23 protein-coding genes are annotated in these 24,754 nt (G+C 72.3%); 17 read left to right on the top strand and 6 right to left on the bottom strand.

Annotated elements, in window-relative coordinates:
* Position 1: 1 nt before the first annotated feature.
* From ABD944_RS05965 to ABD944_RS05935, 7 genes are all read left to right on the top strand, one after another.
* Complete coding sequence (locus tag ABD944_RS05965) at positions 2 to 1,357, top strand: TadA family conjugal transfer-associated ATPase (RefSeq protein WP_345173189.1); 1,356 nt, start codon at positions 2 to 4, stop codon at positions 1,355 to 1,357.
* Positions 1,354 to 2,286 carry a type II secretion system F family protein gene (locus ABD944_RS05960; protein ID WP_345173187.1) on the top strand — a complete coding sequence of 311 codons (933 nt, stop codon included), beginning with the start codon at positions 1,354 to 1,356 and terminating at the stop codon, positions 2,284 to 2,286. The genes ABD944_RS05965 and ABD944_RS05960 overlap by 4 nt, the downstream gene beginning before the upstream one ends.
* 15 nt (positions 2,287 to 2,301) lie before the next feature.
* Positions 2,302 to 3,192 (top strand): type II secretion system F family protein, encoded by an 891-nt coding sequence (locus ABD944_RS05955; protein ID WP_345173186.1) that lies wholly within the window; start codon positions 2,302 to 2,304, stop codon positions 3,190 to 3,192.
* A 22-nt stretch (positions 3,193 to 3,214) separates the two neighbouring features.
* The gene (locus tag ABD944_RS05950; protein WP_345173184.1) at positions 3,215 to 4,468 is read left to right on the top strand and encodes a sensor histidine kinase; all 1,254 of its coding nucleotides are present in this window, start codon (positions 3,215 to 3,217) and stop codon (positions 4,466 to 4,468) included.
* A gap of 3 nt (positions 4,469 to 4,471) precedes the next feature.
* Positions 4,472 to 5,230, top strand: coding sequence for a response regulator (locus ABD944_RS05945; protein ID WP_345173183.1), 759 nt, complete (start codon positions 4,472 to 4,474; stop codon positions 5,228 to 5,230).
* A 159-nt stretch (positions 5,231 to 5,389) separates the two neighbouring features.
* On the top strand, positions 5,390 to 5,668 hold the full coding sequence (locus ABD944_RS05940; protein WP_345173181.1) for a Flp family type IVb pilin: 279 nt from the start codon (positions 5,390 to 5,392) through the stop codon (positions 5,666 to 5,668).
* Between the two features lie 286 nt (positions 5,669 to 5,954).
* Complete coding sequence (locus ABD944_RS05935) at positions 5,955 to 7,316, top strand: OmpA family protein (RefSeq protein WP_345173180.1); 1,362 nt, start codon at positions 5,955 to 5,957, stop codon at positions 7,314 to 7,316.
* A 55-nt stretch (positions 7,317 to 7,371) separates the two neighbouring features.
* Here the strand turns inward: ABD944_RS05935 and ABD944_RS05930 are convergent, their stop codons facing one another.
* The 3 genes from ABD944_RS05930 to ABD944_RS05920 form a co-directional block, all read right to left on the bottom strand.
* A complete protein-coding gene (locus ABD944_RS05930; RefSeq protein ID WP_345173178.1) occupies positions 7,372 to 9,639 on the bottom strand; it encodes a spermidine synthase in 2,268 nt (755 codons plus the stop codon).
* 236 nt (positions 9,640 to 9,875) lie between these two features.
* The gene (locus tag ABD944_RS05925; RefSeq protein ID WP_345173177.1) at positions 9,876 to 10,949 is read right to left on the bottom strand and encodes a hypothetical protein; all 1,074 of its coding nucleotides are present in this window, start codon (positions 10,947 to 10,949) and stop codon (positions 9,876 to 9,878) included.
* A 104-nt stretch (positions 10,950 to 11,053) separates the two neighbouring features.
* On the bottom strand, positions 11,054 to 12,718 hold the full coding sequence (locus ABD944_RS05920; RefSeq protein ID WP_345173175.1) for a hypothetical protein: 1,665 nt from the start codon (positions 12,716 to 12,718) through the stop codon (positions 11,054 to 11,056).
* Between the two features lie 247 nt (positions 12,719 to 12,965).
* Between ABD944_RS05920 and ABD944_RS05915 the strand changes: the two genes are divergently transcribed.
* The 6 genes from ABD944_RS05915 to ABD944_RS05890 all read left to right on the top strand — a co-directional run bounded on the left by ABD944_RS05915 (position 12,966) and on the right by ABD944_RS05890 (position 17,662).
* Positions 12,966 to 13,400, top strand: a complete 435-nt coding sequence (locus ABD944_RS05915; protein WP_345173174.1) for a hypothetical protein — start codon at positions 12,966 to 12,968, stop codon at positions 13,398 to 13,400.
* Positions 13,401 to 13,580: 180 nt separating this feature from the next.
* Positions 13,581 to 14,780 (top strand): C40 family peptidase, encoded by a 1,200-nt coding sequence (locus ABD944_RS05910; protein WP_345173172.1) that lies wholly within the window; start codon positions 13,581 to 13,583, stop codon positions 14,778 to 14,780.
* 91 nt (positions 14,781 to 14,871) lie between these two features.
* Complete coding sequence (locus ABD944_RS05905; RefSeq protein ID WP_345173171.1) at positions 14,872 to 16,296, top strand: hypothetical protein; 1,425 nt, start codon at positions 14,872 to 14,874, stop codon at positions 16,294 to 16,296.
* Between the two features lie 10 nt (positions 16,297 to 16,306).
* The gene (locus ABD944_RS05900) at positions 16,307 to 16,837 is read left to right on the top strand and encodes a hypothetical protein (protein ID WP_345173169.1); all 531 of its coding nucleotides are present in this window, start codon (positions 16,307 to 16,309) and stop codon (positions 16,835 to 16,837) included.
* 1 nt (position 16,838) lies between these two features.
* Positions 16,839 to 17,243, top strand: coding sequence for a hypothetical protein (locus ABD944_RS05895; protein WP_345173168.1), 405 nt, complete (start codon positions 16,839 to 16,841; stop codon positions 17,241 to 17,243).
* Entirely contained in the window at positions 17,243 to 17,662 is a 420-nt protein-coding gene (locus ABD944_RS05890; RefSeq protein ID WP_345173166.1) for a DUF3592 domain-containing protein, read from the top strand. Before ABD944_RS05895 ends, ABD944_RS05890 begins: the two co-directional genes overlap by 1 nt.
* Before the next feature lie 31 nt (positions 17,663 to 17,693).
* On the opposite strand, the gene ABD944_RS05885 is transcribed toward ABD944_RS05890, so the two are convergent.
* Positions 17,694 to 18,068: a hypothetical protein gene (locus ABD944_RS05885; RefSeq protein WP_345173165.1), complete on the bottom strand. Its 375-nt coding sequence runs from the start codon at positions 18,066 to 18,068 to the stop codon at positions 17,694 to 17,696.
* A 312-nt stretch (positions 18,069 to 18,380) separates the two neighbouring features.
* Here ABD944_RS05885 and ABD944_RS05880 point away from each other — a divergent pair, with 312 nt between their 5' ends.
* The 4 genes from ABD944_RS05880 (at position 18,381) to ABD944_RS05865 (ending at position 22,484) form a co-directional block, all read left to right on the top strand.
* On the top strand, positions 18,381 to 19,004 hold the full coding sequence (locus ABD944_RS05880) for a prepilin peptidase (protein ID WP_345173163.1): 624 nt from the start codon (positions 18,381 to 18,383) through the stop codon (positions 19,002 to 19,004).
* Positions 19,005 to 19,014: 10 nt separating this feature from the next.
* The gene (locus tag ABD944_RS05875) at positions 19,015 to 19,146 is read left to right on the top strand and encodes a hypothetical protein (RefSeq protein WP_268248262.1); all 132 of its coding nucleotides are present in this window, start codon (positions 19,015 to 19,017) and stop codon (positions 19,144 to 19,146) included.
* 49 nt (positions 19,147 to 19,195) lie between these two features.
* The gene (locus ABD944_RS05870; protein ID WP_345173157.1) at positions 19,196 to 20,203 is read left to right on the top strand and encodes a hypothetical protein; all 1,008 of its coding nucleotides are present in this window, start codon (positions 19,196 to 19,198) and stop codon (positions 20,201 to 20,203) included.
* A 166-nt stretch (positions 20,204 to 20,369) separates the two neighbouring features.
* Positions 20,370 to 22,484, top strand: a complete 2,115-nt coding sequence (locus ABD944_RS05865; protein WP_345173156.1) for a hypothetical protein — start codon at positions 20,370 to 20,372, stop codon at positions 22,482 to 22,484.
* On the opposite strand, the gene thpR is transcribed toward ABD944_RS05865, so the two are convergent.
* A complete protein-coding gene (gene thpR / locus ABD944_RS05860) occupies positions 22,421 to 23,044 on the bottom strand; it encodes an RNA 2',3'-cyclic phosphodiesterase (RefSeq protein WP_345173154.1) in 624 nt (207 codons plus the stop codon). The two genes, ABD944_RS05865 and thpR, sit on opposite strands and share 64 nt — an antisense overlap.
* Before the next feature lie 116 nt (positions 23,045 to 23,160).
* Entirely contained in the window at positions 23,161 to 24,438 is a 1,278-nt protein-coding gene (locus ABD944_RS05855; protein ID WP_345173594.1) for an MFS transporter, read from the bottom strand.
* Positions 24,439 to 24,754 lie beyond the last annotated feature (316 nt).

Here is a 24,754-nt window from a genome sequence, read left to right as displayed (position 1 = left end):
GATGGCACTCAAGGACCGTCTCGACGACGACCGGTCGTCCAACGACCGGATGAGCAAGAGCACCGTCCAGCACTGGCGGCAGCGCCTGCTGGAGGAGGTCAACCTCGACGAGCTGGCGCGGCTGACGATGGCGCAGCGGCGGGCCCGGCTGGAGAAGGTCGTCGGCCTGCTGGTGACGCGGGAGGGGCCGGTGCTGGCGGCCGGGGAGCGCGCCAACCTGATCCGCCGGGTGGTGGACGAGGCCCTCGGCCTCGGCGTGCTGGAGCCGCTGCTCGCCGACCCGACCGTCACCGAGATCATGGTGAACGGCCCGGACTCGATCTTCGTGGAGCGGGCGGGCCGGGTCCACCGGCTGGACGCGGGGTTCGCCAACGAGGACCAGCTGTACCAGACCATCGACCGGATCGTGGCCCAGGTGAACCGGCGGGTGGACGAGTCGAGCCCGATGGTGGACGCCCGGCTGCCCACCGGCGAGCGCGTCAACGTGATCATCCCGCCGCTGTCGCTGGTCGGCCCGATCCTCACGATCCGCCGGTTCCCGCGCTCCTACAGCATCGAGGAGCTGGTCTCGATGGGCTCCATGGACCAGGCCACCGGCATGCTGCTGGCCGCGTTCGTGCGCGCCCGGCTCAACCTGGTCATCGCCGGCGGCACCGGCACCGGCAAGACCACCATGCTGAACGCGCTGTCGGCGTTCGTGCCCGAGTCCGAGCGCATCGTCACCATCGAGGACTCGGCGGAACTGCGGCTCAAGCAGGAGCACGTGCTGTCGCTGGAGTCGCGTCCGGCCAACATCGAGGGCAAGGGCGCGATCACCATCCGCGACCTGGTGCGCAACGCGCTGCGCATGCGGCCCGACCGGATCATCGTCGGCGAGGTCCGCGGCGGCGAGACGCTGGACATGCTCCAGGCGATGAACACCGGCCACGACGGCTCGCTGGTGACCGTGCACGCCAACTCCACCGAGGACGCGGTGTACCGGCTGCAGACGCTGGCCAGCATGAGCGACGTGCGGCTGCCGTTCGAGGCGATCCGCGACCAGATCGGCAGCGCCGTCAACGTGATCGTGCAGCTCAACCGGGGCCCGGACGGGTCGCGGCGCATCGTCGAGGTGGCGATGCTGGAGCACGCCCGGCGCGGCGAGATCACCACGCGTCCCGTGATGCGGTTCGAGTCCGATCCGATCGGCGCGGACCGGGTGGTGCGCGGGCGCTTCCGGCCGGTCCCGCTGCCGCGGGACCTGCTGACCAGGCTCTTCCACGCCGGGGAGAGCGTGCCGCCCGCGTTCGCCGGCGCGCCGTCCCCGAACGGGACCGCGCATCCCGGTGGCCGCCCGCGAGGGGAGCAGTCCCGATGAGCCTTCCACTTCCGGTGATCCTGGCGATGCTGGCCGCCGTCCTCGCGCTGGCGACCTGGGGCATCGGCGACCTGGTCGCGGGCTGGGGGCAGCAGCGCCGGCTGGTCGCGCGCTCCGAGATCGGCGGCGACGGCGACCGCGTCGACGGCCTGCTGGGACGGCTGGACGTCGCCCTGCGGCGCACCGCGGTCGGGCAGGCGCTGGCCCGGCGGCTCGCGGCCTCGGGGATGCGGATGCGGGTGTCCACGCTCGTGCTGCTGATGGCGGGCAGCGGCCTGGCGGCGATCGTGCTGATCAGCCAGTGGATCGCGCCGGTGTTCGGGGTGGCCGCCGCGATCGGCGTCGGCTTCGCCTTCCTCGCCTACCTGCGCCGCAAGGAGGACCGCCGGCGCGAGGCGTTCATCGCCCAGCTGCCCGAGCTGGCCCGGGTGCTGGGCAACGCCACGCACGCCGGGCTGGTGATGCGCACCGCCATCGAGATCGCCGCCGACGAGCTCGCCGATCCGGCCGGGGAGGAGGTGCGGCGCACCGCCGACGCGCTGCGCCTCGGCCAGTCGGTGGAGGACGCGCTGCGCGACCTCGGCGGGCGGCTGCCGTCCCGGGAGCTCGGCGTGCTGATCAGCACCCTGCTGGTGTCGGCGCGGGCGGGCGGGTCGCTGGTCACCGCGCTGCGCACCATCGCCAGCACCCTGGAGGAGCGCAAGGAGACCCGCCGCGAGGTCAAGACGATCATGGGTGAGGCGGTGGTGACCAACTGGGTCGTCGGCGGGTTCAGCGTGGTCGGCGTCATGATGATCAACTTCATGGTGCCGGGGGCCCTGCGCACCATGAGCGAGCACCTCGGCGGGCAGGTCATCCTCGCCGCGGCGGCCGCGATGTTCGTGGTCGGCCTGGTCGTCATCGGCCGGATCACCCGGATCGACGTGTGAGGCGGTGGACGAACAATGATCATTCTGGCCATGGCGGGCGCCGCGGCGCTGTGCGTCATCCTGGCCGCGTGGGGGTTCGGGCTGGTGGCCGCGGGCCAGCGGGTCGCCGCCTCGGCGGTGCCCGAGCCTCCCAAGGCGGACAAGAACGAGGTGTTCATCCTCGACGCCATCGCGGACCGGGTGGGGCGGCCGTTCACCGGCGCGGCGATGGAGCTGCTCAGCCCGTGGCGGGCGGCGATCCGCAGACGGATCGACGCGGCGGGCCGTCCCGGCGGCATCACCGTCGAGGGCTACGCGCGCCGGACCGCGGGCTACGCCGTCTTCTTCCTCACCTTCGCGCTGCTGCTGGCCCTGAACGGGCATCCGCTCTACGGCACCGTCTGCCTGATCGGCTGCCTGCAGAACGAGTTCGTCATGTACGGCAAGAGGGTGGCCAGGCAGGACGAGATCCAGCGCTCCATGCCCGACTTCCTCGACGTGCTGGCGGTCACCGTCAGCGCCGGTCTGAGCTTTCGCCTGGCGCTGCACCGCGTCGCCGAGAGCATGCCGGGCGCGCTGGCCGACGAGTTCATGGTGGCGCTGCGCCAGATGGAACTGGGCACGCCGCGCCGTGAGGCCTTCGAGGACCTGCGCGACCGCAACAACTCCGAAGCGGTCAACCAGTTCGTGACGGCGCTGCTCCAGGCGGAGGAACTGGGCGCGCCGCTCACCACGGCGATGATGGACATCGGCAACGACATGCGCCGCGAGTCGGCGCAGTGGGCCAAGCGCAAGGCGCAGCGCACCACACCGAAGATCACGGGGATCACTCTGGGGCTGACCCTGCCGGCGCTGATGCTCGTGGTCATGGGGGCCGTCTACTACGGGTCGGGAGTGGGGGCCGGTGGTGGGCTCTTCGGCAACTGACCACGTCTTACCCACAGGGGGCATGATGGGCGACGCGCCGGCACCGCTGGGCGGCACCCGGGCCGCGGCCTGGGAGCGGCCCGTCCAGGGGGAACTGACCGAGCAGGTCGGCGGAGCCTTCCAGATGCTCCTGCAGATCCGCATGTTCATCGCGGCGGTGACGCTGTCGCTGGTCCCGCTCGAAGTCGAGTACCTGGACGTCTTCCTTCTCGTCCTGACGGTGGCGCTGCTGTCCTGGCTGGCCGGGCGGTACTGGCGCTACGTCGCCCCCCGCCTCGCGCGCCACCCCCTGCTGTTCGCGCTCGACATGGCCGCCTCGTTCACCGTCCTCGGCCTCGGCGGCACGTCCGGCCCCTACCTGCTGGCGACCGTCGCCACCGCCGCCCTCGCGGGCCTGCTCTACCACTGGCGCGGCATGCTGACGGTGGCCGGGCTCCAGACCCTCTGCTACTACGTCACGTTCGTGTTCACCATCGACTCCGCGCCGGACGCGCAGCCCCCGACCTTCCAGGACGTCCTGGGGCAGCCGCTGTGCTACCCGCTCGCGGGGTTCGCCGGGGTGGCGCTGCGCCGCCTGCTCGACGCCAACGCCGAGCAGGAGTCGGCCCGGCGGCTGGCCGAGGTGAAGGCGGCCGCGGCGGAGGAACGCGCCCGCCTGGCCCGCGAGATGCACGACTCGCTGGCCAAGACCCTGCGCGGCATCGCCCTGGCCGCCACGGGGCTGCGCGTGTGGGTCGAGCGGGACCGGGACCGGGCGCTGGACGAGGCCGACCGGATCGCCACCGCCTGCCAGGTCGCCTCCCAGGAGGCGCGGAGCCTGCTGTCGGAGCTGCGCCGCGACACGATCCCGCGCTCGCTGTCGCAGGTGGTCGCCGAGACAGCGCGGGACTGGTCCGACGCCGCGGGCGTCCCGGTGGTCTGCGAGATCGCCCCGGACATCGATCTGCCCTTACGGGTGCGGCACGAGGCCGTGGCGATCCTGTCCGAGGCGCTGACCAACGTCGAGCGGCACGCCGGAGCCGGCTCGGTGCGGGTCCGGCTGGCCCGCGGGGACGGCGAGGTGCGGCTGACGGTGTGCGACGACGGAGCGGGATTCCGCCCGCCCGAGCTCACCGCGCTGGCGCGGGAGGGCCACTACGGCCTCATCGGCCTGCACGAGCGGGCCCAGCGGGTCGGCGGCGTGGTGAAGATCCTTTCGACCCGGGGGAAGGGCACCACCGTTCTGGTCCGGCTGCCCATCGACGAACGAGCGCACCGATTGGCCGAGGTGAGTTGAACGATGGCCCGAGTCGTGGTGGTCGACGACAATGTCGTCGTGCGGTCCGGATTAGTGTCGCTGCTGGAGGCCTCGGGCATCGAGGTGGTGGGCGAGGCCGGCGACGGCCGGACCGCCATCGAGATCGTCGAGCGGGTGCGGCCCGACCTGGTGCTGCTGGACGTGCAGATGCCGCTGGTCGACGGCGTCACCGCCGCGCAGACGCTGAGCCGCCTCACGAGGGTGATCATGCTGACCTACACCGAGGATCCGCGGATCGTGCGGGAGGCCATCGGCAACGGCGCCTCCGGCTACCTGGTGCACGGCCAGTTCTCCGCGCAGAAGCTGGCCGACGCGGTGCACGGCGCGCTGCGCGGGGCGAACCCCCTGTCGGAGGCCGCGGTGTCGGCTCTCGTGGGGGCGTTACGCGAGGTCTCCGCCCGTCCTGAGCCGCCCGGCGCCGACGCCGGCACCGAACCCGGCGGGGAGCCGCGCGACGACACGCCCGCGGCGTCCGGGCCGTCGGGACCGTCCGGGCCGGCCGGAGCGCCGTCCGACGACGGCGAGCGGCGGGTCGCACGGTTCGGGCTCTCCGCCCGGGAACTGGACGTGATGCGCCTGATCGTGCAGGGCAGGACCAACGTCGAGATCGCCGGCCACCTGTTCCTGGCGGAGAAGACCGTGAAGAACCACGTGAACCGGATATACGCGAAACTCGGCGTCACCTCCCGCGCCGCCGCCATCGCGCAGTGGATGGGAACCGCAGGGGAGGACACCCGGTGACCGCGTCCGGGAATTCCCGCCCCTTAGGTCCGAGGGCCCTATCGGAATTGGGTCCGCGCCGGGTCCGTGATTGGGTCGACGGGCCCTGGGAGGGCACCGCCGATTTCCGTAATGTTCCAGTCAATGGAGCAGATGGAAACGGCGGTCAGGAGGCAGAAAATGAGCCCGATCCTTCCCCTGTACGTGCACACCGAGACTTTCATGCGGAATCGTGCCGACGACGTCCAGGACTTCGTCCGGACCCGGATCGCGCGCATCCGCGACGCGGAGGACCGCGGGGCCAGCGCGATCGAGTACGCCGGCCTGGTGCTGATCGCGGGCATCATCATCGTCTTCCTCATCACCGCCGCCAAGTCGACCATCAAGCCGAAGGTCGAGGGGGCCATCAACGAGATCTTCGGCGGCGGCGGCGACGGCGGGGACCCGAAGAAGAAGTAACGCCTCGACTGACCGCGGTCGCCGAGCTGCGGCGCACTCGACAGGGAGAGCCACCGGAGGGTGGCTCTCCCTGTCTTTTTCATGTGGATTATCCATTCCGTGTGACGGGAGCAGACAGATGTTCGAACCTGGCCGGGGACATTCTTGGGGCTTTCGAGCCGGAGTGGGCGCGGCCGCCCTTCTCCTGGCCCTGTCCGCTTGCGGCGGTGGCGACGACGGTTCCGACCCGCCGAAGAAGACCGGCGGACCGGCCGGCAAGGCGCCCGGCACCGGAATCTCGGTGCCCATGGCGCACCGTGCGGGGCCTGCGCACGTGGAGCTCCTCGCGTTGAGCCGGACCTCCGGCAGCGCCGTCACCGGGCAGTTCCGCATCGTCAACGACGGACAGAGCCAACTGAACCTGCATATCAGCCTGTTCGAAGGCGGCCGTGAGGGCGACATCCGAAGTCTGGAGGCCAACGGCATCGGATTACTCGACGGCGCGGGCGGCAAGCTCTACATGCCGTTGAGGAAGGCCGACGGCACCTGCCTGTGCTCCTCACTCGCCGACAAGGAACTCGCCCCCGGCGCCTCGCTGGACGTCTACGCCGTGTTCCCCGCGCCGCCCGCCGGGGTGAACAGGGTGACGGTGACGCTTCCGCTGACGGTGCCGATGCAGGACGTCCCGCTCTCCAGCGGCCCCGTCCGGGCGCTGCCGGACCAGACCGATCCGGCCTCGGTGTCGCTGGCGTCGCCCCGCATCCTCACCGTGGCGGGAGTCGCCGAAGGCGACGAGCAGTCCGTGGACGACGACGGCGACAAGCGTGCCGTGCGGTTGTCGTCGGACGTGCTGTTCGCGCTGAACAAGGCCGATCTGACCCCGCAGGCCGACAAGCTCCTGCGCGGCGTGGCCAAGCAGATCGACGCCTCCCGGGGCAGCACGGTCAAGGTCGACGGCTACACCGACTCCAGCGGCAACGACGCCATCAACCAGCCGCTGTCCGAGCGGCGCGCCAAGGCCGTGGCCGACCGGCTCAAGCAGCTCGTCACCCGCACCGGCGTGACCTTCCAGACCGCCGGGCACGGATCGGCCGACCCCGTGGCCCCGAACGACACCGAGAGCGGTCGCCGCAAGAACCGGCGGGTCACCGCGAGCTTCACCATGCCTTCCCCGCCGGCCGCTCCGGCGGGCGGGCGGCCCTACCGCTGGGCGCCCGGCAAGCCGGCCTCGTCCAAGACGGCCGCCTTCACCGCGGCGGAGGCCAGGAACCTCCAGGTGGAGGTGAACTCCATGCACCGCGATCCGGCGGGCCTGACCACCTTCGTCTGGACGCTGCGCAACAACGGCCGGTCCCAGGCGGACGTGGGCTCGGCGTTCCAGCTGGACCTCCAGTACAACGGCAGGCTGAGCCCCGTGTCGCAGAGCACCGACGGCATCTCCATCCGCGACACGGCCGGCGACGTCTGGTACTACCCGCTGCGCGCGTCGAGCGCCGAGTGCGTCTGCACCTCCCTGCCCCGGGCCGACGCCAAGAAGGTCCTCGCCCCCGGCGAGAGCGTGACCTACGCGGGCGTCTACCGGCTTCCTCCCGAGGCCCGGACCGTGGACATCGACTTCCCCTGGTCCGGCCAGGAGGGGCTCCGCATGAAGGGCGTCGCGGTCAGGTAGCCGACACGGACCGGCGTGGTCCGCGCGGCCCGCGAGGCCGCACGGGCCACGCCCGTCAGCGGCGGTTCATCTTCAGCAGCTCGAACAGGGCGGAGTGGGCGTCGGTCCACACCGGGCCGCCGCTGCGGATCCCGTGCCAGCGGGTGGAGCGGGCGGCGAGAGGGCGCAGGTCGTCCGCCGACCGGGCCATCGCCACCCACTCGGACGAGAACGACAGCCTGTCGCCCTTCGGGGCGGTGTCCGACGCGGTGAGCGTCGCCATCCCGGCCGCCCGGCCGGTCGCGCCCAGCATGGGGGCCAGCTCCAGGTTGCGGTTCGACACGTTGAAGACCAGGACGCCGCCGGGCGCGAGCTTGGCGGCGTACAGCCCGATGGCCTGCCGGGTGAGCAGGTGGGTCGGCACCGCGTCGGAGCTGAAGGCGTCCAGAAGGATCATCCCGTACGAGCGGTCCGGTGCGCGCTGGAGCTCCAGGCGGCCGTCGCCGACGATGGTCCGCACGCGGCAGGGGCAGTCGCGGAGGTAGGTGAAGTAGCGCGGGTCGCGGGCGATGCGGACCACCGCCGGGTCGATCTCGAAGAAGTCCATCCGCTGGCCCGGGCGACCGTACGCGGCGAGACCGCCTGCGCCGAGCCCCACGACGGCCACCCGCCCGGACCGCGGCCCCGCGCCGTACGCGGCGAACACGTCGCCGATCGGCCCGCGCCGCGCGTAGTACGAGACCGGCGTCATGCGCTGCCCGGGCGCGCGCAGCTGGAAGCCGTGGACGGTCGTCCCGTGCACGAACGTGGCCCGCTCGGGGGTGAGCCGCACCTGGTACTGCCCGAAGAACGTGCGCTCCCGGTCGATGCTGTGCGACTGCTTGACCGTGAACGGGACCAGCACCGCCGCCACCGCCACGGCCGCCAGTACACGGGGCCGCCGGACGATCAGCAGGATCCAGGACGCGGCGAGCGCGAACCCGGCGCAGCGCAGGGCCGTCGTGTCCATGAAGCACAGCAGCAGCGCGGCGAGCGGCGCGGTCACCAGGAACGCCCACCGGGTGGGCGCGGACCCCGGGATGCTCCGCGCCGGCCACCGCGCCGCCAGGGGCAGGAGGCCGAGGCTCGCCACGACCACCGGCAGTTCGGCGGTCCAGTTGAACACCAGCGGGGCCACGATGCCGTTGAACAGGCCGCCGAGCGCGCCGCCGACCGAGGTGACGAAGAAGAACTCCGTCAGCCGCCGGGGCGCCGGCCGGTCGGCGGCCAGCAGGCCGTGGCAGGTGAGGCCCGCCAGGGCGAGCAGCGCCAGGTCGAGGGCGATGGCCGCCGGGGCGTACCCGATGCCTCCTCTGATCAGCGTCCAGGGCAGCACGACCGCGGCGATCGCCGACGCGACCACCGCTGCGGGCAGCCGGCGATGCGTGCGCAGGGCGAACGCCACGATGAAGGTGACCAGGTACAGCGCCAGCGGGATCACCCACATCAGCGGCACGGGCGCGATGTCGGTCGACATGTGCGCCGTGACGCCCAGCATGAGCGAGGACGGCACGAACGCGAGGAACAGCCAGCGCCCGCGGCGGCGCCATCCGATGGGCTCCTCCCCCGCGTCCTGAGCGGGGGCCTCCTCCGCGGGCCCGGTCTCCGGAGCCTCGCTCTCGGGAGCGCCGGCCGCGCCGGGCCGGACCGCCCGGCGGACCACCACCGCGCACGCGGCCATCAGCGTCACGAAGACGCCGTAGCCGATCGCCCACCAGGTCGCCTGCCCGCCCACCTCGGCCGCCGGCTCGATGAAGAGCGGGTAGGACAGCAGCGCCAGCAGGCTTCCCGTGTTCCCGGCCGCGTAGAGGAAGTACGGGTCGCCGGAGCGCGGCAGGTCGGACCAGGAGTACCAGCGCTGGATCAGCGGGCTGGTCGCCGCGACCGCCGTGAACGGCGCGCCGACCATGACGGTCAGCACCAGCAGCAGCCACAGCGCGGGGGGAGCGGACGCCGGGGCCCCCACCCATTCCGGCGCCGCGATGGGAAGCAGCGGGAGCGGCAGCAGAATGAGGACCGCGTGGAGGATCGGCTGCTTTCTCGCGCCCAGCCGCTGAGCGAAATGCGCATATCCGTAACCGAGCAGCAAGGCCCCCTGAAAGAACAGCACCGCCGTGTTCCACACCATCGGCGATCCGCCATAGGCCGGCAGGATCATCTTGGTGACCATCGGCTGCACCACGAAGAGGAGGCCGGCCCCGACCAGGCTGGCCAGGGTGTAGATCCCGACCAGGGCGGGCAGCCGCCACCGTCCGCTCCGCGCTGCCCGCTCGCTCCGGCTCGGGGACTCGACGACGACGCTCAACTGCGCGCTCCTCGCGATAGATCGGTGTCCGCATGCGGCGGTATTCGTCGATGAAGACCTCTCCGCGGCCGAGCGTAACTGTGCCCAGGACTCATTTTTGAGGGCCCGGAGACCCAAATGCGACACGGTTTATCAGGGGCGGAGAACCTGGGTCCGCGGGCCTAGCGAAACCACTCCGAGCAAAGGTGAGGAGTCGGCCGGGGCCGGGCGGGCGGCGGCGGAACGGGCCGCCTCGCTCAGCGGTCGAGGCCCCAGCGGTAGATCACATCGCGGCCGCGGGTCAGCCATGTTCCGTCGCCGAACGGCACGGCCGGGGTGAGGTCGTCGAGGTGGCTTTCCTCGGGGTAGGCGACCATCCCCAGCGGGCGTCCGGATCTCACCAGCCAGTGGCTGGACGGGCGCCACCGCTCCGCTCCGAAGAGCTCGGTCTCGATCTCGTCGTAGGCGTCCTCCAGTTCGAGGAGCAGGAGATCGTCGCTCAGATGGCCACCGCTGTGGCCGGTGATATCGGGGGCGATGTGCACCGGTTCCGTGTCCCGTTCGGAGGCGAGGAGGTCGGCGCAGGTGACCACGGTGGCGGTGTCCTTCCCGCGGGCGGAGTGCCACCGCACGTCGGTGGTGTCGCCGCCGTCGCTCAGGCCGACGGTGACGAACCCCGAACCGGAAGGGTCGCCGTCCAGGAGTGCGCGGTCCGCGGCGTGCGAGACCGCTCCGCCGGAGCCGACCCGGAAGGTCATCGCTCGGGCGGCGACGCGGAGGCCCACCGCTAAGGGGCGCGCGTCAGGCCCTAAGGCGAGGTCGACCGAACGCTGACGGCCGCCGGCCGGGACGACCAGCCGGTCGAGTTCGTCGCCCGCGACGCTGAAGAGCGCCAGGTCGATCGCGTCGTTCGGGTCCGCGCCACCGGCGGGGACGGCCAGCCACACCCGCGGCTCGGCTCCGGACGGCCGGACCCAGCGCACGTAGCGGACGGGGTTGCCGGCCGGGCCCGTGCACGGGCGTTCCCACAGCAGGGTCCCGTCCCGGGTGACGAGCCGGTAGGAGTTCTCGTCCACGAGCACGGCGTGGGACAGGTCCGGGGCGACGGGACCGGCCCCGATGATCGGTCGTCCCCTCGCGCGGCCGGGGAAGAAGGCCACCGGCTCGGCGGACCGGGCGCCTTCCGCCGTCATGTCATGGACGGCCAGGCCCTTCTCGGTGCGGACGAGCAGGCGCGGCACGGGACCGGTGCGATCGATCACCCCGGCTCCGCTGCCCAGGAGCCTGGCGTTCTTCGTGCGGTACACGAGCAGAAGCCGTGGACGGATCACTCTGCCTACCTCCTCCCGGCGGCGCCCGCCGCCGAAGACGATGCTCGGGGACCACGACTCGCCCCCACCGTGCCACACCCCGAATCGGCGGCACGGTGAGGCCGTCATGGCGGATTCAATGCCTTGACCGGATCGGGATACATGGTGTAGAGGTACGGTTTCCCGTTCGCGTCCAGCTTGTAGATCGCGCGGATCGTCGCGTTCTGGAAGTTGATCGCCTTGAACTGCGTGGGGTCGGCGGCGTTGCGGTACCACCCCTTCATCCGGCTCGCCGCCCCGGCCGGCAGGTCGTTGATCGAGAGCTCCACCGCCTGCGTGCCGCTCGGGGGGAAGGTCGTGAGCTTCGCCCGGGCGGCGCCCTCCGCCAGCGCGAAGTCGAGCGGGTCGCTGAACTTGGTGGAGAAGGGCCCGACCTTGTGCGTCCCGCCGGTGATGGCGTCGGTGTTGTCGAGCGTGCCGTCCGGACGGCGGGGGTTCGGGTTCATGGGGTCGACCTTGGTGGCGTTGTCGCCCTTGACGTACCCCTGGTAGTTGCTGGTCGGGCCGTAGAGCTGCGGTGTCCCGTCCGGGTTGTACTTGGGCTCGCCCAGACGGAGCCTGATGCGGTCGTCGGGCGGGTCGAGGTGGCGCTGGACGCCATGGGCGCCGGGCCCCGCGTTGCGGAGCTGCGCGATCTTCTTCAGGGCGGCCTCGCGCAGGGCCTGGTCGACCCTGGTCTTGCTCGCGTCGGCCTTCTCGCACGGGGTCGGCGCGGCCGCCCGCACCTGGACGGCGAGTCCCCGCGCGCCGCGCAGGACCGGCAGTGTCAGCGCGCCCGCGGGGGCCGTGAAGGATCCCCCGCGGGGCGGGCCTAAGGCCCCGGGTTTGCAGCCGGCCGCCCGCTTGGCGTCGTCGGCCTTCCGTTTCGCCTCGTCGGCGGCCTTGCGCGCGCCGACCAGATCGCCGGACTTGGCGGCCTTGCCGGCGCGTTCCGCGGCGCCGGCCGACTCCTCGGCCAGCTTGCCGGCCTTGCCGAGCTTCGAGGCGGCCCTGCCCAGCCTGCCGAGCTTGCCGATCTTGCCGATGCCCTTGCCGACGTCGTAGTAGGGGATGGCCCAGGAACCGACGTTCCAGATGGTGCGGCCGGTGGCGCCGAGGTAGTTGCCGTCCTTCCACATGTCGACGGTCTCGTCGTCGACCACCATCTGGCGGAGGGCGTCCCAGGGATGCTCGAAGACGTACTTGCCGGCGTCGATGATCGTGCCGGGGTCGGTGACGAGGTCCACCAGGCCGGTGACGTCGTCGACGATCGCCTTGCCGAGGCCGTCCCACACCAGTTGCTTGATGCCGGTGCCGAGGCCGCTGAAGAAGTTGCCGACCTGGTCACCGAAGCCTTGGGTGACCGCTTGCAGCGGCGACAACCCGGTGTACGCCTGGTTCCAGCCGGGCCCACCGCTGTCGTTGCCGCCGTTACCGGTTCCGCCGTCGGTTCCGGTTCCGCCGTCAACGCCGTTCCCGCCGTTCCCTCCCTCGGTGCCCTGGCCCGTGCCGCCGTCCGGATTCCCCGTCCCCCCGTGGAGGCCGTTCCCTCCCCCGCCTTCGGGTGACACGCAGCCGTCGCCCTGGAACACCTTGCAGATCGCGCCCCTGGTTCTGGGCGAGACCACGTTGGGAATGGACATGGCCAGCAGCCCGACGATGATCGCGGACGCGACGAGCACCAGGCTCGCGTACTCGATCGCGGAGGCGCCGGAATCCCTTTTTCGGCCCTGCCAACGACCGCACCACATCGCGCGAACCCCCGATACCCCGTGCATATCAAGATTGATGAGAGTAGACGGAGTTCTTCGGTGGGGCTTGGGCCCTGGGACCTAATTAAGTGGCCGGTGGTTAATGCCGCGCCACCATGGTCGGCACATGGCACGCCGAGGCCGGGTCCGCAGGCCCAGAACCGCACGGAAATGCCAGAACGTTCACGATCGGGCGGGGCCCGGGGGCCCTGGGGATTGCCTCGTTAAATGTTTACCGTGCTGAAGTATGCGCGCTGTGCTTTCGGCCTGGTTCTCGGCCGCGCTCGTGGCGGCGCTCGCGGTCTGCACGCTGAAGGTGACGGCCCCCGCGATCGAGCGCGGCGAACCCGTCGACGAGTACGCCCAGGTCCTGCGGGTCCACCTGCCCTGGCTGCTGTTCTGCACCTTCATGGCCGTCACCGCCGGCAGCTACGTGCGCGACCGGGACGGCGGCCGCGGCCGGGTCCTCGCCGCGCTCCCCGTCCCCCTGCTCGGCAGTCTCGCCGCCGCCGTCCTCGGCATCCCGTTCTCCGACACCGCGGTCGGCCTGATCCTCCATCTCATCGAGGCGGTCCTCGGCGTCGCTCTCGGACTGGCCCTTTCCAGAACCCTTTCCCGGCGCTGGGCGGCCGAGGCCGTGGAGGCCCGGGAACGCCGCGGCCGGCGAAAGGCCCGCCGGTGAGCGGCGGGCCCGGAATTGGGTCCCTGAAAAGGCCTGGGGGCGCGGTCGCCCGCGGCCAAAGCGGGCCGGCGGGCCGCCCGCGCCATTCCTCATTGGGCCTCAGGGCCCTGTCTTCCCGATCAACGGCTCCTTAGAGTTCTCCGGGGGTCATGGGGCCGATCTCGCGAAGATGGGGCGCAGATGCTGCGACGGATCAGATCCGCTGGCGGACACGGGGGCGACGCGGGGGTCGCCACGTCGGTCCTGGTCATGGGCGTGGCCATCATGCTCGCCGGCGGCTTCCTCATGTTCGGCCGGATCGCCCAGGCGGGCGACATGCGGAACCAGGCGCAGATCGGCGCGGACGCGGCGGCGCTCGGCACCCTCGCGCCGCTCCGCGACAAGGCCGTCGACCAGTTGGTCGGGTGGGGCCGCGACCCGTCGTCGGTCGGCTACTGGATGGTGGACTCCCCGCCCGAGAAGGTCGCGGAGAAGTACGCGGACAAGAACGAGTCCCGTGCGACCAGGGTGCGGTTGAGCGGGATGCTGGGCTACACGGCCATGGTGGAGGCCGCCACGAAGCTCTGCCAGCTCAAGCAGGAGGACGAGCTGACCGAGAAGGAGAAGGACGATCTCCGGAACGGTCGGAACCTGTGCACCGACAGGGCGGGGAGGAAGGGCATCGGCCGGTCGGGGACGGCGCGGGCCGTCGCGAGGATGATCCCGCCGCAGTGCGAGTACAGGACCGGGCCGGGCCCGGAGGGCTCCACGGGCAGCGGACCGGTCGTGGAGATCACGTGCGGCGACCGCCACGTCCGGGCCTTCCCCAACGGTGACCGGGCGGCCATCACCCGGCTGTTCAAGATCAGGCTGGTCGACGACGAGGACCCCGTCGCCTACACCGGCGCACCCGACGGGCTGAGCGGCGGCAGCGGCGCGGTCGTGTCCGAGTGCGCGAAGACCGGCAAGAAGCCGGCGGAGGACCTCGAGTTCGGCGCGGCGGTGGTGGCCTGGTCGTTGTGCTGGCTGGGCACGCCGTACGCGTGGGGCGGCGGCAACTACAGCGGGCCCACCAGGGGCATCTGCTGCTCCCCCGGCGGTTATGACGGGCGCCTCTACTTCGGGTTCGACTGCAGTGGCCTGACGCTGTACGCGGTGTACCAGGCGTCCCGAGGGCGGATCGCGCTCGGGCACTACACCGGCGACCAGGTCAGCGACCCGCGCGGAAGCTATGTGCCGACGAATGCGCTCAAGCCCGGCGACCTCCTGTTCTTCGGCGCGCCCCCGCATCACGTCGCCATTTATTACGGGGACGGGAAGATGGTGGAGGCTCCGCAGACGGGGGACGTCGTGAAGATATCCCCTCTGCGGCCGGTGACCTCGGCCCGCCGATTCGGCTGAGCGCCTACGGCAGGGGCCTATGGCACATCGGGCCCCCACCCGGGTCCGCAGGCCCTGGAAGTCGAGAAAAGGCCGGTCTACCGTTCCCGGCATGCGTGAGGGATCTCGCCGAAACGTCGGCGCACAATGGCGGGACGCCGGAGCCAGTGCGATCGAGTACGCGGCATTGGTCGGCATCGGATCGATCCTTATCGGCATGCTCGTGCTGATGATGCCCAATCCCGTCCTCCCGGCGGCGAAGAAGGCGATCTGCGAGATCTTCGGCTCCGGCTGCGAGGCGCCGGAGTACGACTACAAACCTCCGGCTTCGGCGTGCGTCACCGGCTCCGACTCCAGGAAGGTCGGTTATTCGATCACCGCCTTCTCCGTGAAGTTCGGGCAGAACTTCCAGTTCGTGAAGGTCAAGTACGCCGACGGTTCGACGCGCATCACGATCGTGCCCGCCGACTACAAGCTCGGCGCGGAAGCCGAGATCGGCGCCAAGGCGCAGTTCGGCAAGGGGAGTTTCGGCGGGGATCTGGGCGCGAAGGTGGAAGGGTCCGTCAACTTCAAGTACGGCGACACCTGGGTCTTCCCCAACGACAAGGCCGCCGACGACTGGCTCGACGACGTGAAGTGGGACCTGGCGCGCAAGGAGGCGGAGAAGGTCAGCCCCGGGCTCTGGGCCTTCGACAAGATCACCGGATGGGAGCCCCGGACCCGCGACCCCGAGATCACCCAGTGGGAGGTCGGCGCCGAGGGCGTGTTCAAGGTGGCCGCCGCTCTCGGCAACCTGACCACGAGCACCTCGGGTGAGAAGAAGGTGAAGGACATGGCGACCGGGCTCGAACTCGAAGGCAAGGCCGGGGACGCCGCGCTCGTCACGACGGACCGGAGCGGGTCGGCGAAGGACGGCTACCCGAAGACCACCTACACCTTCCAGGTGAAGGGGTCCATCAAGGGCGGCGCCAAGGTGCTCGGCTACGGGACGGGCGGGGAGGCCACCTACCTCGGCCAGACCAGGATGACCTTCGACAAGGACGGCAGATTAGCGAGCATCACCTGGCTCACGACGCAGGAGAGCAACTCCAACCAGAGTCTGAAGAACCCGGGGAAGAAGAACGGGAGCGGAACGGGCACCGGCAAGCAGGTGACCACCACCGCCACCACGGTCAACTTCGACGATTCGAACCGGGCGATCGGCGAGAAGTGGATCCGCGACAACGCCTTCATGATGCCGTTCCAGACGATCCGGAACGCCGTCGACGAGAACGGCTCGATCGTCTCCAAGGACCCCGGGCCCAACGCCGACCCGCTCGACCGGCTGATCTACGAGCGCGGCCTGGTCAGCAGGAACGTCTACACGGGCGAGGTGGACGAGTTCAAGATCGCGGCCGAACTGGCGGCGGAGATCAAGTTCGGTGTCGAGGGCGGCTACGAGGGGGAGAAGCAGAAGATCACCGACTCCCAGTACCTCGGCCCCCCGCAGAATGGTGAACGGACCTTCCAGCAATGGCCGGAATGCGCGAAGAACTGAGAGGGCGGCGATGGGTGCGAAGAGACTGACGACGGCGGCGGCGGGCGCTCTCGCGATCATCGCCGCGGTGGCCGGGTGCTCGTCCGGCGGGTCGGGGAAGACCCCCGGCGGATACGTCCGGGGCGACGCGAAGGTGCTCACGGTCGCCTACCCGAAGGACTGGGGGCGGGGGCCGGACGGCGGCGCCGCGCTGTCGGTGCAGTCCCCGCGGCGGACGGCCACCCTGTCGGTGGTCACCGATCTGGGCGAGCGGGGCCGTCCGGAGATGCTGGAGGCGACCATCGAGGCCGCCTCGATGATGAACGCCAGGGACTACCACCGGACGGGATCGAAGTCGATCAAGGTCGCGGGGGCGAAGGACGCCCGGCGCGTCGACTTCACCTTCAGCGGCTTCCTGGGGACGGGCGCCCCCGGGCAGGCCGCCGACGTCGGCGTGATCGGAGGGAACGGCAGGATGCACGTGGTCCGGCTGATCTGGCGGCGGGGGGAGCTCAAGGACGACGTCGTGGACGGCGTCATCGACTCGATCAGGGTGCGCTGAGATGGTCCGGATGCTGGGCGCCTGGGGCGCCGCGCTGATCGTCTGGCTGCTCGGCTTCTCGATCGTCGCGCGGCTGGCGGCCGGGGCCGGGGGCGGCGGCGAGCCGCTCTCCGACCTTGACCGGATCGTCCGTCTCGACCTCCCGTGGATCCTGGTCAGCGTGTCGATGGTCGTGGTGGCCGGCGCCGTCCAGCGGGACCGGGCGCGGCGGGTGCGCTGGTTGGCGAGCGTCCTCGCGGTGCCGCTGCTGGCCGTCCTCGCCGGGGTCGCGGCTCCGGTGGGCGGCGGCACCGACGCGCTGTCCGCGGTCCTGTACGTCGCCGAGGGAGTCGCCGGGACGGCCGGAGGCCTGGCCCTGGCCGCGCTCGTCGGCGTCGACCGCGAGGAACTCGGCGGGTACTGGTGATGCCGTCGTGGTCGTTCGGTCTCATGGCGCTGGGGTTCGGTGCGGCCTTCTGCGCGGTCGGCGTCCACCGCTACCGGGCGGGCCGGACGTTCCTGGCCTCCGCGCACCGGGTCGCGGGAGTCGTCGCCGGGATCCACCGGGTCGAGAGGACCGACACCTACGAGTTCTTCCCGGTCCTGCGCTTCCGCACGCTGGACGGCGCCGAGATCGAGACGGTCGCCCAGACCAGGGGCGGGTCGTTCGAGCTGACCCGGCTCAAGGGCCGGCAGGTGGCGGTGTTCTACGACCCGCGCGATCCGCGCACGGCGCGGATGGACACCTCGTCCGGGAGGGGGACGGCGGGCTCGGTCGGCATGGTGGTCTTCGGCTTCTTCCTCGTCGTCCTCGGCGTCGGCCTGGTCTTCGCGAGCCTGGCCTGAGGACGGGCCCGCTCCGCGGCGCTTCCGGGGGTCAGAAGTAGGAACCGGTCGCCGGCGCCTTTCCGCCGAAGTAGGCCTTCGCCTCGGGGCGGAACAGCAGGACCAGGATGACGATCGGGAGGATCAGGTTGAGGACGCCCCGGGGGTCGCCCTCCCCGACCCTGGCGAGCGAGAGCAGGATGTAGAAGATCTCGAGCGCGATGATGCCGCGCCGCAGCCCCGTCCCGCCGTTCGGAACGCGCAGCGCCAGCAGCAGGCTGAGGACGCCGGGAAGGGCGAACCAGAGCGCGGCACCGATCGCGGCGGCCGTGACCCCGACGGCGGCGAAGAACGCCAGGGTCATGACGAGCGTGAGCCCGGCGGCGACGAACATCAGCACGCGCACGGTCCTGACCTGATTCGGCATGCGTCCACCATCGCGTGTCAAGGGCGCTTCGCACAATGCCCGACCGTGGTGCCGGCGGCAAATCGGGCCCTTGCGCCAGCCATTTTAGGTCCCAGGGCCTAATACGGAGCTTCAGTGGAAGCATTCCGCATTCCACGCGGCATGATTATGGCGCGTGAGCCGCGCTTTTTCTCGATGCCCGCGCCCTGATTGGGCCCTGGGGCCCATGTGCGGGGCCGGTGCGGCGGATTGAATGGTGCGGGGCGCCCCGCAGCCGGCGTCCGTCCGGTCAGGTGCCGGGGCGTGGACAGGGGCGGATCGGGGCGAGGGTCGATGGTCGCGTTGGTGCTGGTGCCCGTCGGGCTCGTCGTCGGCGTTCTCGCGGCGCCGCTGGCGGCGCCGTACGTCGGTGACGTCACCCGCCGGCACCGCGCCGTCCTGGGCCTGGTCACCGCGGCGCTCTTCGGCGTGCTCGGCTGGCGGGTCGGGTTCGAACCCGTCCTGCCCGCGCTGCTGTACCTCGCGGCCGCCGGCGCCCTGCTCGGCTTCATCGACCTCGGCGTCAGGCGGCTGCCCGACCGGTTCACGCTCCCGTCCTACGGCGTCGCGGCGGTGCTGCTCGCCGCGGCGGCGCCGTTCACCGAGGACGGCGCGCGGCGGTTCGAGCACGCGCTCGCCGGCATGGCCGCGCTGTTCGCGCTGTACTTCGCGCAGGCCCTGCTCGTCCCGTCCGGCATCGGCCTCGGGGACGTCAAGCTGTCCGGCGTGCTCGGCCTCTACCTCGGCTGGTTCGGGCAGAACGCCTGGATCACCGGCCTGCTCACGACCTACCTGACGGGCGGCCTCGTCGCCCTCGGCATCATGATCGCCCGCCGCTCCCGCAAGGGCGACTTCCCCTTCGGCCCCTACATGCTCGCCGGCGCGCTCGTCGCGGTGGTGTCCCCGGGCGCGGGATGAGATGCAGATCATGGGTGGACGGTTCGAGGCGGCCGGGAGGCCGAATAAGCTCAGGAGCGTGAACCGCGCGCCCCAATGGCTGCTGCCCACCGTGCTGACCGCGCTCATCCTGGCCGTGGTCGTCGGGGCGCTGCTGGGCTGAGCGGCGCGGATCAGTGATCGTCGGGGCGCGGAACGGGGATGATCGATCCATGTCAGCACGCCGGGCCGCCGTCCGTGCGGGCACCGCGATCGCCCTCGCCGGCGCCCCGGTCTGCCTGCTCTCCCCCTCCGCCTCCGCGGGTCGTGGCGACGCGGTCGCCTTCACGATCAAGGACACCCGGATCACCGAGTCCAGCGGGCTCGCGGCCAGCTCCCTGCACCGGGGCGTCGTCTACACCCACAACGACTCCGGCGGCGTCCCGAAGGTCTACGCGCTGGGCCCGGACGGAAGGGTCGTCGCCGTGCTCACGCTCGCCGGCGCGGGAGCCCGCGACTGGGAGGCGATGGCGATCGGCAAGGACGGCCGCGGCCGTCCGGCGATCTTCGTGGCGGACATCGGCGACAACCTCGGCGGCGCCTGGCCGTACGTGACCGTGTACCGGATCCCCGAGCCGGCCCGGCTGGTGAGCCAGGCGCTGCCGGCGACCCGGTTCCGGATGAAGTACGAGGACGGGCCGCGCAACGCCGAGACCATGATGATCAACCCGCGCACGAACCGGCTCTACATCGCCAGCAAGCTGTTCGGCGGCAAGGTCTACGAGGCGCCGGCGCGGCTGCGGACCGGCGGCTCCAACGTCCTGCGCCAGGTCGGGGACGCCCCGCCCATCGCGACCGACGGCGCCTTCGCCCCCGACGGGCGGACCTGCGTCATCCGCACCTACTTCGGCGCCCGGCTGTACTCGGTCGGCGCCGACGGCCGCCCCGCCAAGACGATCAAGTCGCTGGACCTGCCCCGGCAGGTGCAGGGCGAGTCGGTGACCTACACCCCGGACGGGAGGTCGCTGCTGGTGGGCTCCGAGGGCGTGAACCAGCCGGTCTACCGGCTGCCGCTGCCGGAGGAGGCGCGGCCGTCGCCGGCGTCCTCCCCCGGGAGCGCGGGCGCGGGCCACGACACCACGAGCGGCCGCCGGGACGCCACCAACACCCGGATGGCGCTGTTCCTCGCCCTCGCGATCGCGGGGGCGGTCGGCTACGGCCTGGTGCGGCGACGGCGGTGAGGGTACGGCGGCGGTTCCACGGAGGCTCGGCTCACGCGACCGGTGAGCCTGATGTGACGGCGGTGGAGTCCCGACCTGACCGGCGCGATGGATGTCGGTTCCGGAGGGCGACCGGATCGTGGAAGGGGGCGACGGTCCCGCGGGGACCCGTGTGAGGATGCGGACTGTGGAGCATGAGCTGGTGGGCCTCGCGGGATCCGGCGGCCGGTGGCGCCCGGTCGCCGCGGGTCCGTTCACCGTCCTCGCGGTGGCGCTGGCGCTGCTGCCGATCAGGCCGGTGTGGCTGTGGGCCGCGCTGATCGGCGCCGTCGCCGCGTTCCCGTGGCTGCTCGGCGCGGTCCCGGAGGCGCGCCGCCGCCGCCCGCGCCCGTACTGGCGGCTGTCGGCGGCCGGTCTGGAGCGCGTCGGCCCCGGCGGGCTGACGATGGTCTCCTACGAGCGGTCCCGGATCGACGGCCTGGCCATCACGACCGGCGACGGCGTCCTGACCGTCTTCCACCGGTTCGGCCGCACCGCCGTGGGCGGGATGACGGCGATGGGGCTGGAGCCGCTCGCGGTGTTCGTGGCGGCCCGCAGGCTCGGCATCCCCATGCACGTCCTGGACGGCGAGGCCGCCGACCTGCTCGACCCGGCGCTCGACGAGGCCCTGCGCGTGTCCGGGCTGGAGGACGACGTCCCCGGCGGCGGCCCCCTGCCGCGCGACCACGCGGCCGAGAAGCGCCTGCTGGACCAGGAGGCGGCCCTGCTGGCCGCGGCGCACGAGCCGCCCGCGCGGGCCCCCTCCGGCCGCGCGTCCCGCACGACGCCCGAGGAGCAGCGGCTGGCCACGCCGGAGCCGCTTCCGAGCCGCCGCCGGATCATGCTCCTCGGCGCGCTCACCGCCCTGCTCGGCGCCGTCATGATCGTCCGGATCGCGCTGGACGGGACGGGCCAGTTCGGCGCCCGGCTCGCCGCGGGCTGCTGGGCGCTCGCCGCGATCGGCGGCGTCCTCGCGGCGCGCCGCCGGCTGCTGCGGGCCGCACAGGTCCGCTGGACGATCACGGCGGAGCGGCTGCTGGTGCGGGCCCGCCCCGGCCGCCGCCGCGAGATCCAGGACCTGCGCGCCGAGAACGTCGCCGCGGTCGTCGTCGGGCCCGGCCTGCGGCTGGACCCGGTGAGCGGCGAGCCGCGCCGCGCCGACCTCGCCGCGCTGGCGTTCGGGCACCGGCTGGAGCTGGTCGCCCGGCTGCCCGCCCACGGCCTGGACGGCTTCCAGCTCGCGCACGCCCTCGACGACCACGGCTACCGCGTGATCACTCCCGGGGCGCGGTCGCCGCGCCGTCCCGACTACGGGCTCGAAGGGCTGCCGGAGATCTTCGCGCAGGTGCCCGGCGGGCGCCTGGTCGTGGAGGGCGACGGGCTCGGCTGGGCGGACGCCGCCGGCGACGTGGTGCTGAAGATGCCCCAGGACCGCATCGGCGGCATCGAGCTGCTGACCGTCTCCGGGCACGCCTGGGTCCGGCTGTACGACTCCGACGGCGACGAGTTCTTCTCCGCTCCCCTCTCGGCGCTGCGGATCTCCCGCACCGACCTGCGCGACTCCGCCCGCCGCGCCGGGCTCCCGGTCAACGACGCCGAGTACGACGCCTACCTGAGCGCCGCGTTCCACTCGGCCATGTCCTCGCTGTCGGCCCCCGGCCCCGAGCCCGCCCCGGCCCTGTCGGCGCAGGGCGCCGCGCACGAGGGCGCGGCCGCCCGGCCGGAGCCGCCGGAGGAGTCCGGTTTCGTCTTCCCCGCCCACACCCCGCCCAGCCCGGTGACCGCGCCGGGCACGGTCCTCGACGCCACCCGCCGGTCCCGCGTCGGCACCTACGGCATGAGCGTCCTGCTGTGCGAGGCGGTGGCGCTTCTGGGCGCGGTGTGGCTCGGCCCAGACCTGGGCGGGTTCAACGCCACGGCGATGTGGTCGATGCCGACCGGGGCGTTGGCCGGGCTCCTCGGCTACTGGCTGTACGACCGCAACCGGTCGCAGCTGCGCGTGTCGGCCGCCGGGGTCGCCGTCGTCACCCGGCGCGGCCGGGTCGAGTGGGACCTGCCCCGCGACCGCCTCGGCGGCGTCGGCATCGACGACGCGGTCGAGCGGATGCCCCGCCTGGTGGTGTGGGGGCCGTCCGGGCGGGTGCTGCGCCAGATCACGTTCCCGCCCGACCTCGGCGAGCTGCGCCGCGCCTGCGAGCGCTACGGAGTCCCCTGGGGCCCGCCGGACGCCGACCGTCCCGCCCCTCCGCCGCCGGAGCTGTGACGCAGCGGCCACGTCGTCAGCGCCTCGTACTCCAGCTGGGCGTTGTCCTTGCCGGGTAGGTGGCTGCGCATCAGGTGGACCGAGTCCGCCGTCCACGGCATGCCCGCGAACGATGACAGCGCCTCGACGAGCGACCGCACGTCGACGGGCCGCCGCGACCGCGCCAGCGTCATGTGCGGGCGGAAGCCGCGGTGCTTGTCGGGGATCGTCCCGACCCGGCGGCCCGCGGCGGTGGTGGAGGCGGCCAGCCTCGCCAGGGCGCGGCGGTCGCCGTACAGGCCCGTCCACAGCACGCGGGCGTGCGCGCCGTTGCCGGGGAACGCGCCCGCGCCCGCCAGCGACAGCGTCATCCGCTCGTGGCGGCGGACGGCGCGCTCCAGCCTCGGGAGCAGGCGCTCCAGGGTGCGGTCGTCGACCTCGTCGAGGAACGTCAGCGTGACGTGCATCAGATCACGCCGGATCCAGCGCAGCTCGGAGACCGTGCCGAGATGGGGCCGGACGGCCTCCGCGAGCTCGTCCAGAACCTCCGGCGGCGGGACGAGCGCCACGAAAAGCCTCATGAACGCTTCCACAGGGCCACCCCGCCAGCTTTTCAGCAGGCGGCGTTCCTTGTCACGCAAATAGGGTCAACCGAATCGCCGTACCGCGCCGGTCTTATGGGGCCCGTGCGAGCCCTTTACCGCTCGGCGACCCGGGCGCGGCGAAACCGGGCGAGGGCGGGACGCACCGTCCCGCGCCCCGAAGACGCGGCCCGCTGCTCGTCGGTCCTCCACCGCAGGGCCAGGGCGCCCACCGCGAGGGCGGCGACCGCGGAGACCAGCCCGCCGAGGACGAGGGAGGCCCGCGCGCCGAAGTGCTCGGCCAGCCAGCCGACCGCGGGCGCGCCCAGCGGGTTCGTCCCGAGGAACACCAGCATGTAGAGGGCCATGACGCGGCCGCGCATCTCGGGCGCGACGCCGAGCTGCACGGACGCGTTCGCCGCCGTCATGATCGTCATCATCGCGATCCCGGTCGGCACCAGCAGCGCCAGGAACGACCAGTACGTGGGCATCAGGCCGGTGAGGACCTCCAGCGCCCCGAACGCCAGGCCCATCGCCACCAGCAGCCGCAGCCGGGGCCGGGCGACCCTGCGGGCGGCCAGCAGGGCGCCGCTGAGCGCGCCGAGCGCCAGCATGCTGGACGCGAGGCCGAACGCGGAGGCTCCGGTGTGGAAGACCTCCTTCGCCACCAGCGCGACCGTGGTGTTGAAGTTCATCCCGAACGTGGCGAGGAACCCGACGAGGATGAGCACGAGCATCAGGTCGCGGCGCCCGCGCACGTAGCGGAGCCCCTCGCGGAGCTGGCCCTTGGCGCGCTTGACGGGGGCGGCCTGGTTCAGCTCGTCCGTCCGCATGGCGTAGATGCCGAAGAGGACCGCGCCGAACGACGCGGCGTTCACCAGGAAGACCGGGCCGGTGCCGATCAGCGCGATCAGCACCCCGGCGACGGCGGGGCCGAGCAGCCGCGCGCCGTTGAAGGTGGCGCTGTTCAGCGCGATCGCGTTCGGCAGGTCGCGCTTGCCGACCATCTCGACCACGAAGGACTGGCGGGTCGGGTTGTCCACGACGGTCGCGACGCCGAGCCCGAACGCCAGCACGTACACGTGCCACACCTGCGCCGTGCCGGAGATCGCGAGGAGGCCGAGGACCAGCGCGAGCACGCCCATCGACACCTGCGTCAGCATCAGCACGCGGCGCTTGGAGTAGCGGTCGGCGATGACGCCGCCCCAGAGGCCGAACAGCAGCATCGGCAGGAACTGCAGGCCGGTCGTGATGCCGAGCGCGGTGCCGCTGCCGTGGGCGAGATCGAGGACGAGCCAGTCCTGCGCGATCCGCTGCATCCACGTCCCGGTGTTGGAGACGACCTGGCCCGCGGTGTACAGGCGGAAGTTGTGGTTGCGGAGCGAGCGGAACATGCCGGCGCGGCCCCCGGGGTCCTCGGCGGGCGCCTCGTCGCGGTCGGCCGGTTCCGGGCCCGGGGTCTCGGGGACGGCGGGTCCGGACGGTCCGGAGGGCTCCGAGGATCCGGCGACGGTGGGTGCGGACGCGGATTCCGGGACGTCCGCCACGGTCTCGTGGAACGTTCCGGCCTGGTCCGTCGCGGCCGCGGAGGGGGCGGCGTCCGGGCGCGCGGCGGGGCGGGCGGGCGCGTGCGCGGCGGGACGCGGGGCGGGGCGGCGACGGCGGGAGCGGGCAGGGCTCGCGAGGGCGGCGGCCCGGGCCGGATGTGCG

It is taken from the genome of Actinomadura verrucosospora (genome assembly GCF_039540335.1).
Taxonomy (GTDB): domain Bacteria; phylum Actinomycetota; class Actinomycetes; order Streptosporangiales; family Streptosporangiaceae; genus Spirillospora; species Spirillospora verrucosospora.
Note: the sequence above shows the minus strand (reverse complement) of the source record. Positions and strands in the feature narration are given on the sequence as shown.

Excerpts from the sequence above, each read along its gene's own strand:
- ABD944_RS05965 (WP_345173189.1), top strand. The coding sequence starts at position 2 with ATGGCACTCAAGGACCGTCTCGACGACGACCGGTCGTCCAACGACCGG.
- ABD944_RS05960 (WP_345173187.1), top strand. The coding sequence starts at position 1,354 with ATGAGCCTTCCACTTCCGGTGATCCTGGCGATGCTGGCCGCCGTCCTC.
- ABD944_RS05880 (WP_345173163.1), top strand. The coding sequence starts at position 18,381 with ATGGTCGCGTTGGTGCTGGTGCCCGTCGGGCTCGTCGTCGGCGTTCTC.
- ABD944_RS05940 (WP_345173181.1), top strand. The coding sequence starts at position 5,390 with ATGAGCCCGATCCTTCCCCTGTACGTGCACACCGAGACTTTCATGCGG.
- thpR (WP_345173154.1), bottom strand. The coding sequence starts at position 23,044 with ATGAGGCTTTTCGTGGCGCTCGTCCCGCCGCCGGAGGTTCTGGACGAG.
- ABD944_RS05855 (WP_345173594.1), bottom strand. The coding sequence starts at position 24,438 with ATGTTCCGCTCGCTCCGCAACCACAACTTCCGCCTGTACACCGCGGGC.
- ABD944_RS05950 (WP_345173184.1), top strand. The coding sequence starts at position 3,215 with ATGATGGGCGACGCGCCGGCACCGCTGGGCGGCACCCGGGCCGCGGCC.
- ABD944_RS05905 (WP_345173171.1), top strand. The coding sequence starts at position 14,872 with ATGCGTGAGGGATCTCGCCGAAACGTCGGCGCACAATGGCGGGACGCC.
- ABD944_RS05955 (WP_345173186.1), top strand. The coding sequence starts at position 2,302 with ATGATCATTCTGGCCATGGCGGGCGCCGCGGCGCTGTGCGTCATCCTG.
- ABD944_RS05920 (WP_345173175.1), bottom strand. The coding sequence starts at position 12,718 with ATGTGGTGCGGTCGTTGGCAGGGCCGAAAAAGGGATTCCGGCGCCTCC.
- ABD944_RS05910 (WP_345173172.1), top strand. The coding sequence starts at position 13,581 with ATGCTGCGACGGATCAGATCCGCTGGCGGACACGGGGGCGACGCGGGG.
- ABD944_RS05895 (WP_345173168.1), top strand. The coding sequence starts at position 16,839 with ATGGTCCGGATGCTGGGCGCCTGGGGCGCCGCGCTGATCGTCTGGCTG.
- ABD944_RS05885 (WP_345173165.1), bottom strand. The coding sequence starts at position 18,068 with ATGCCGAATCAGGTCAGGACCGTGCGCGTGCTGATGTTCGTCGCCGCC.
- ABD944_RS05900 (WP_345173169.1), top strand. The coding sequence starts at position 16,307 with ATGGGTGCGAAGAGACTGACGACGGCGGCGGCGGGCGCTCTCGCGATC.
- ABD944_RS05870 (WP_345173157.1), top strand. The coding sequence starts at position 19,196 with ATGTCAGCACGCCGGGCCGCCGTCCGTGCGGGCACCGCGATCGCCCTC.
- ABD944_RS05945 (WP_345173183.1), top strand. The coding sequence starts at position 4,472 with ATGGCCCGAGTCGTGGTGGTCGACGACAATGTCGTCGTGCGGTCCGGA.
- ABD944_RS05915 (WP_345173174.1), top strand. The coding sequence starts at position 12,966 with ATGCGCGCTGTGCTTTCGGCCTGGTTCTCGGCCGCGCTCGTGGCGGCG.
- ABD944_RS05890 (WP_345173166.1), top strand. The coding sequence starts at position 17,243 with ATGCCGTCGTGGTCGTTCGGTCTCATGGCGCTGGGGTTCGGTGCGGCC.
- ABD944_RS05935 (WP_345173180.1), top strand. The coding sequence starts at position 5,955 with ATGGCGCACCGTGCGGGGCCTGCGCACGTGGAGCTCCTCGCGTTGAGC.
- ABD944_RS05875 (WP_268248262.1), top strand. The coding sequence starts at position 19,015 with ATGGGTGGACGGTTCGAGGCGGCCGGGAGGCCGAATAAGCTCAGGAGC.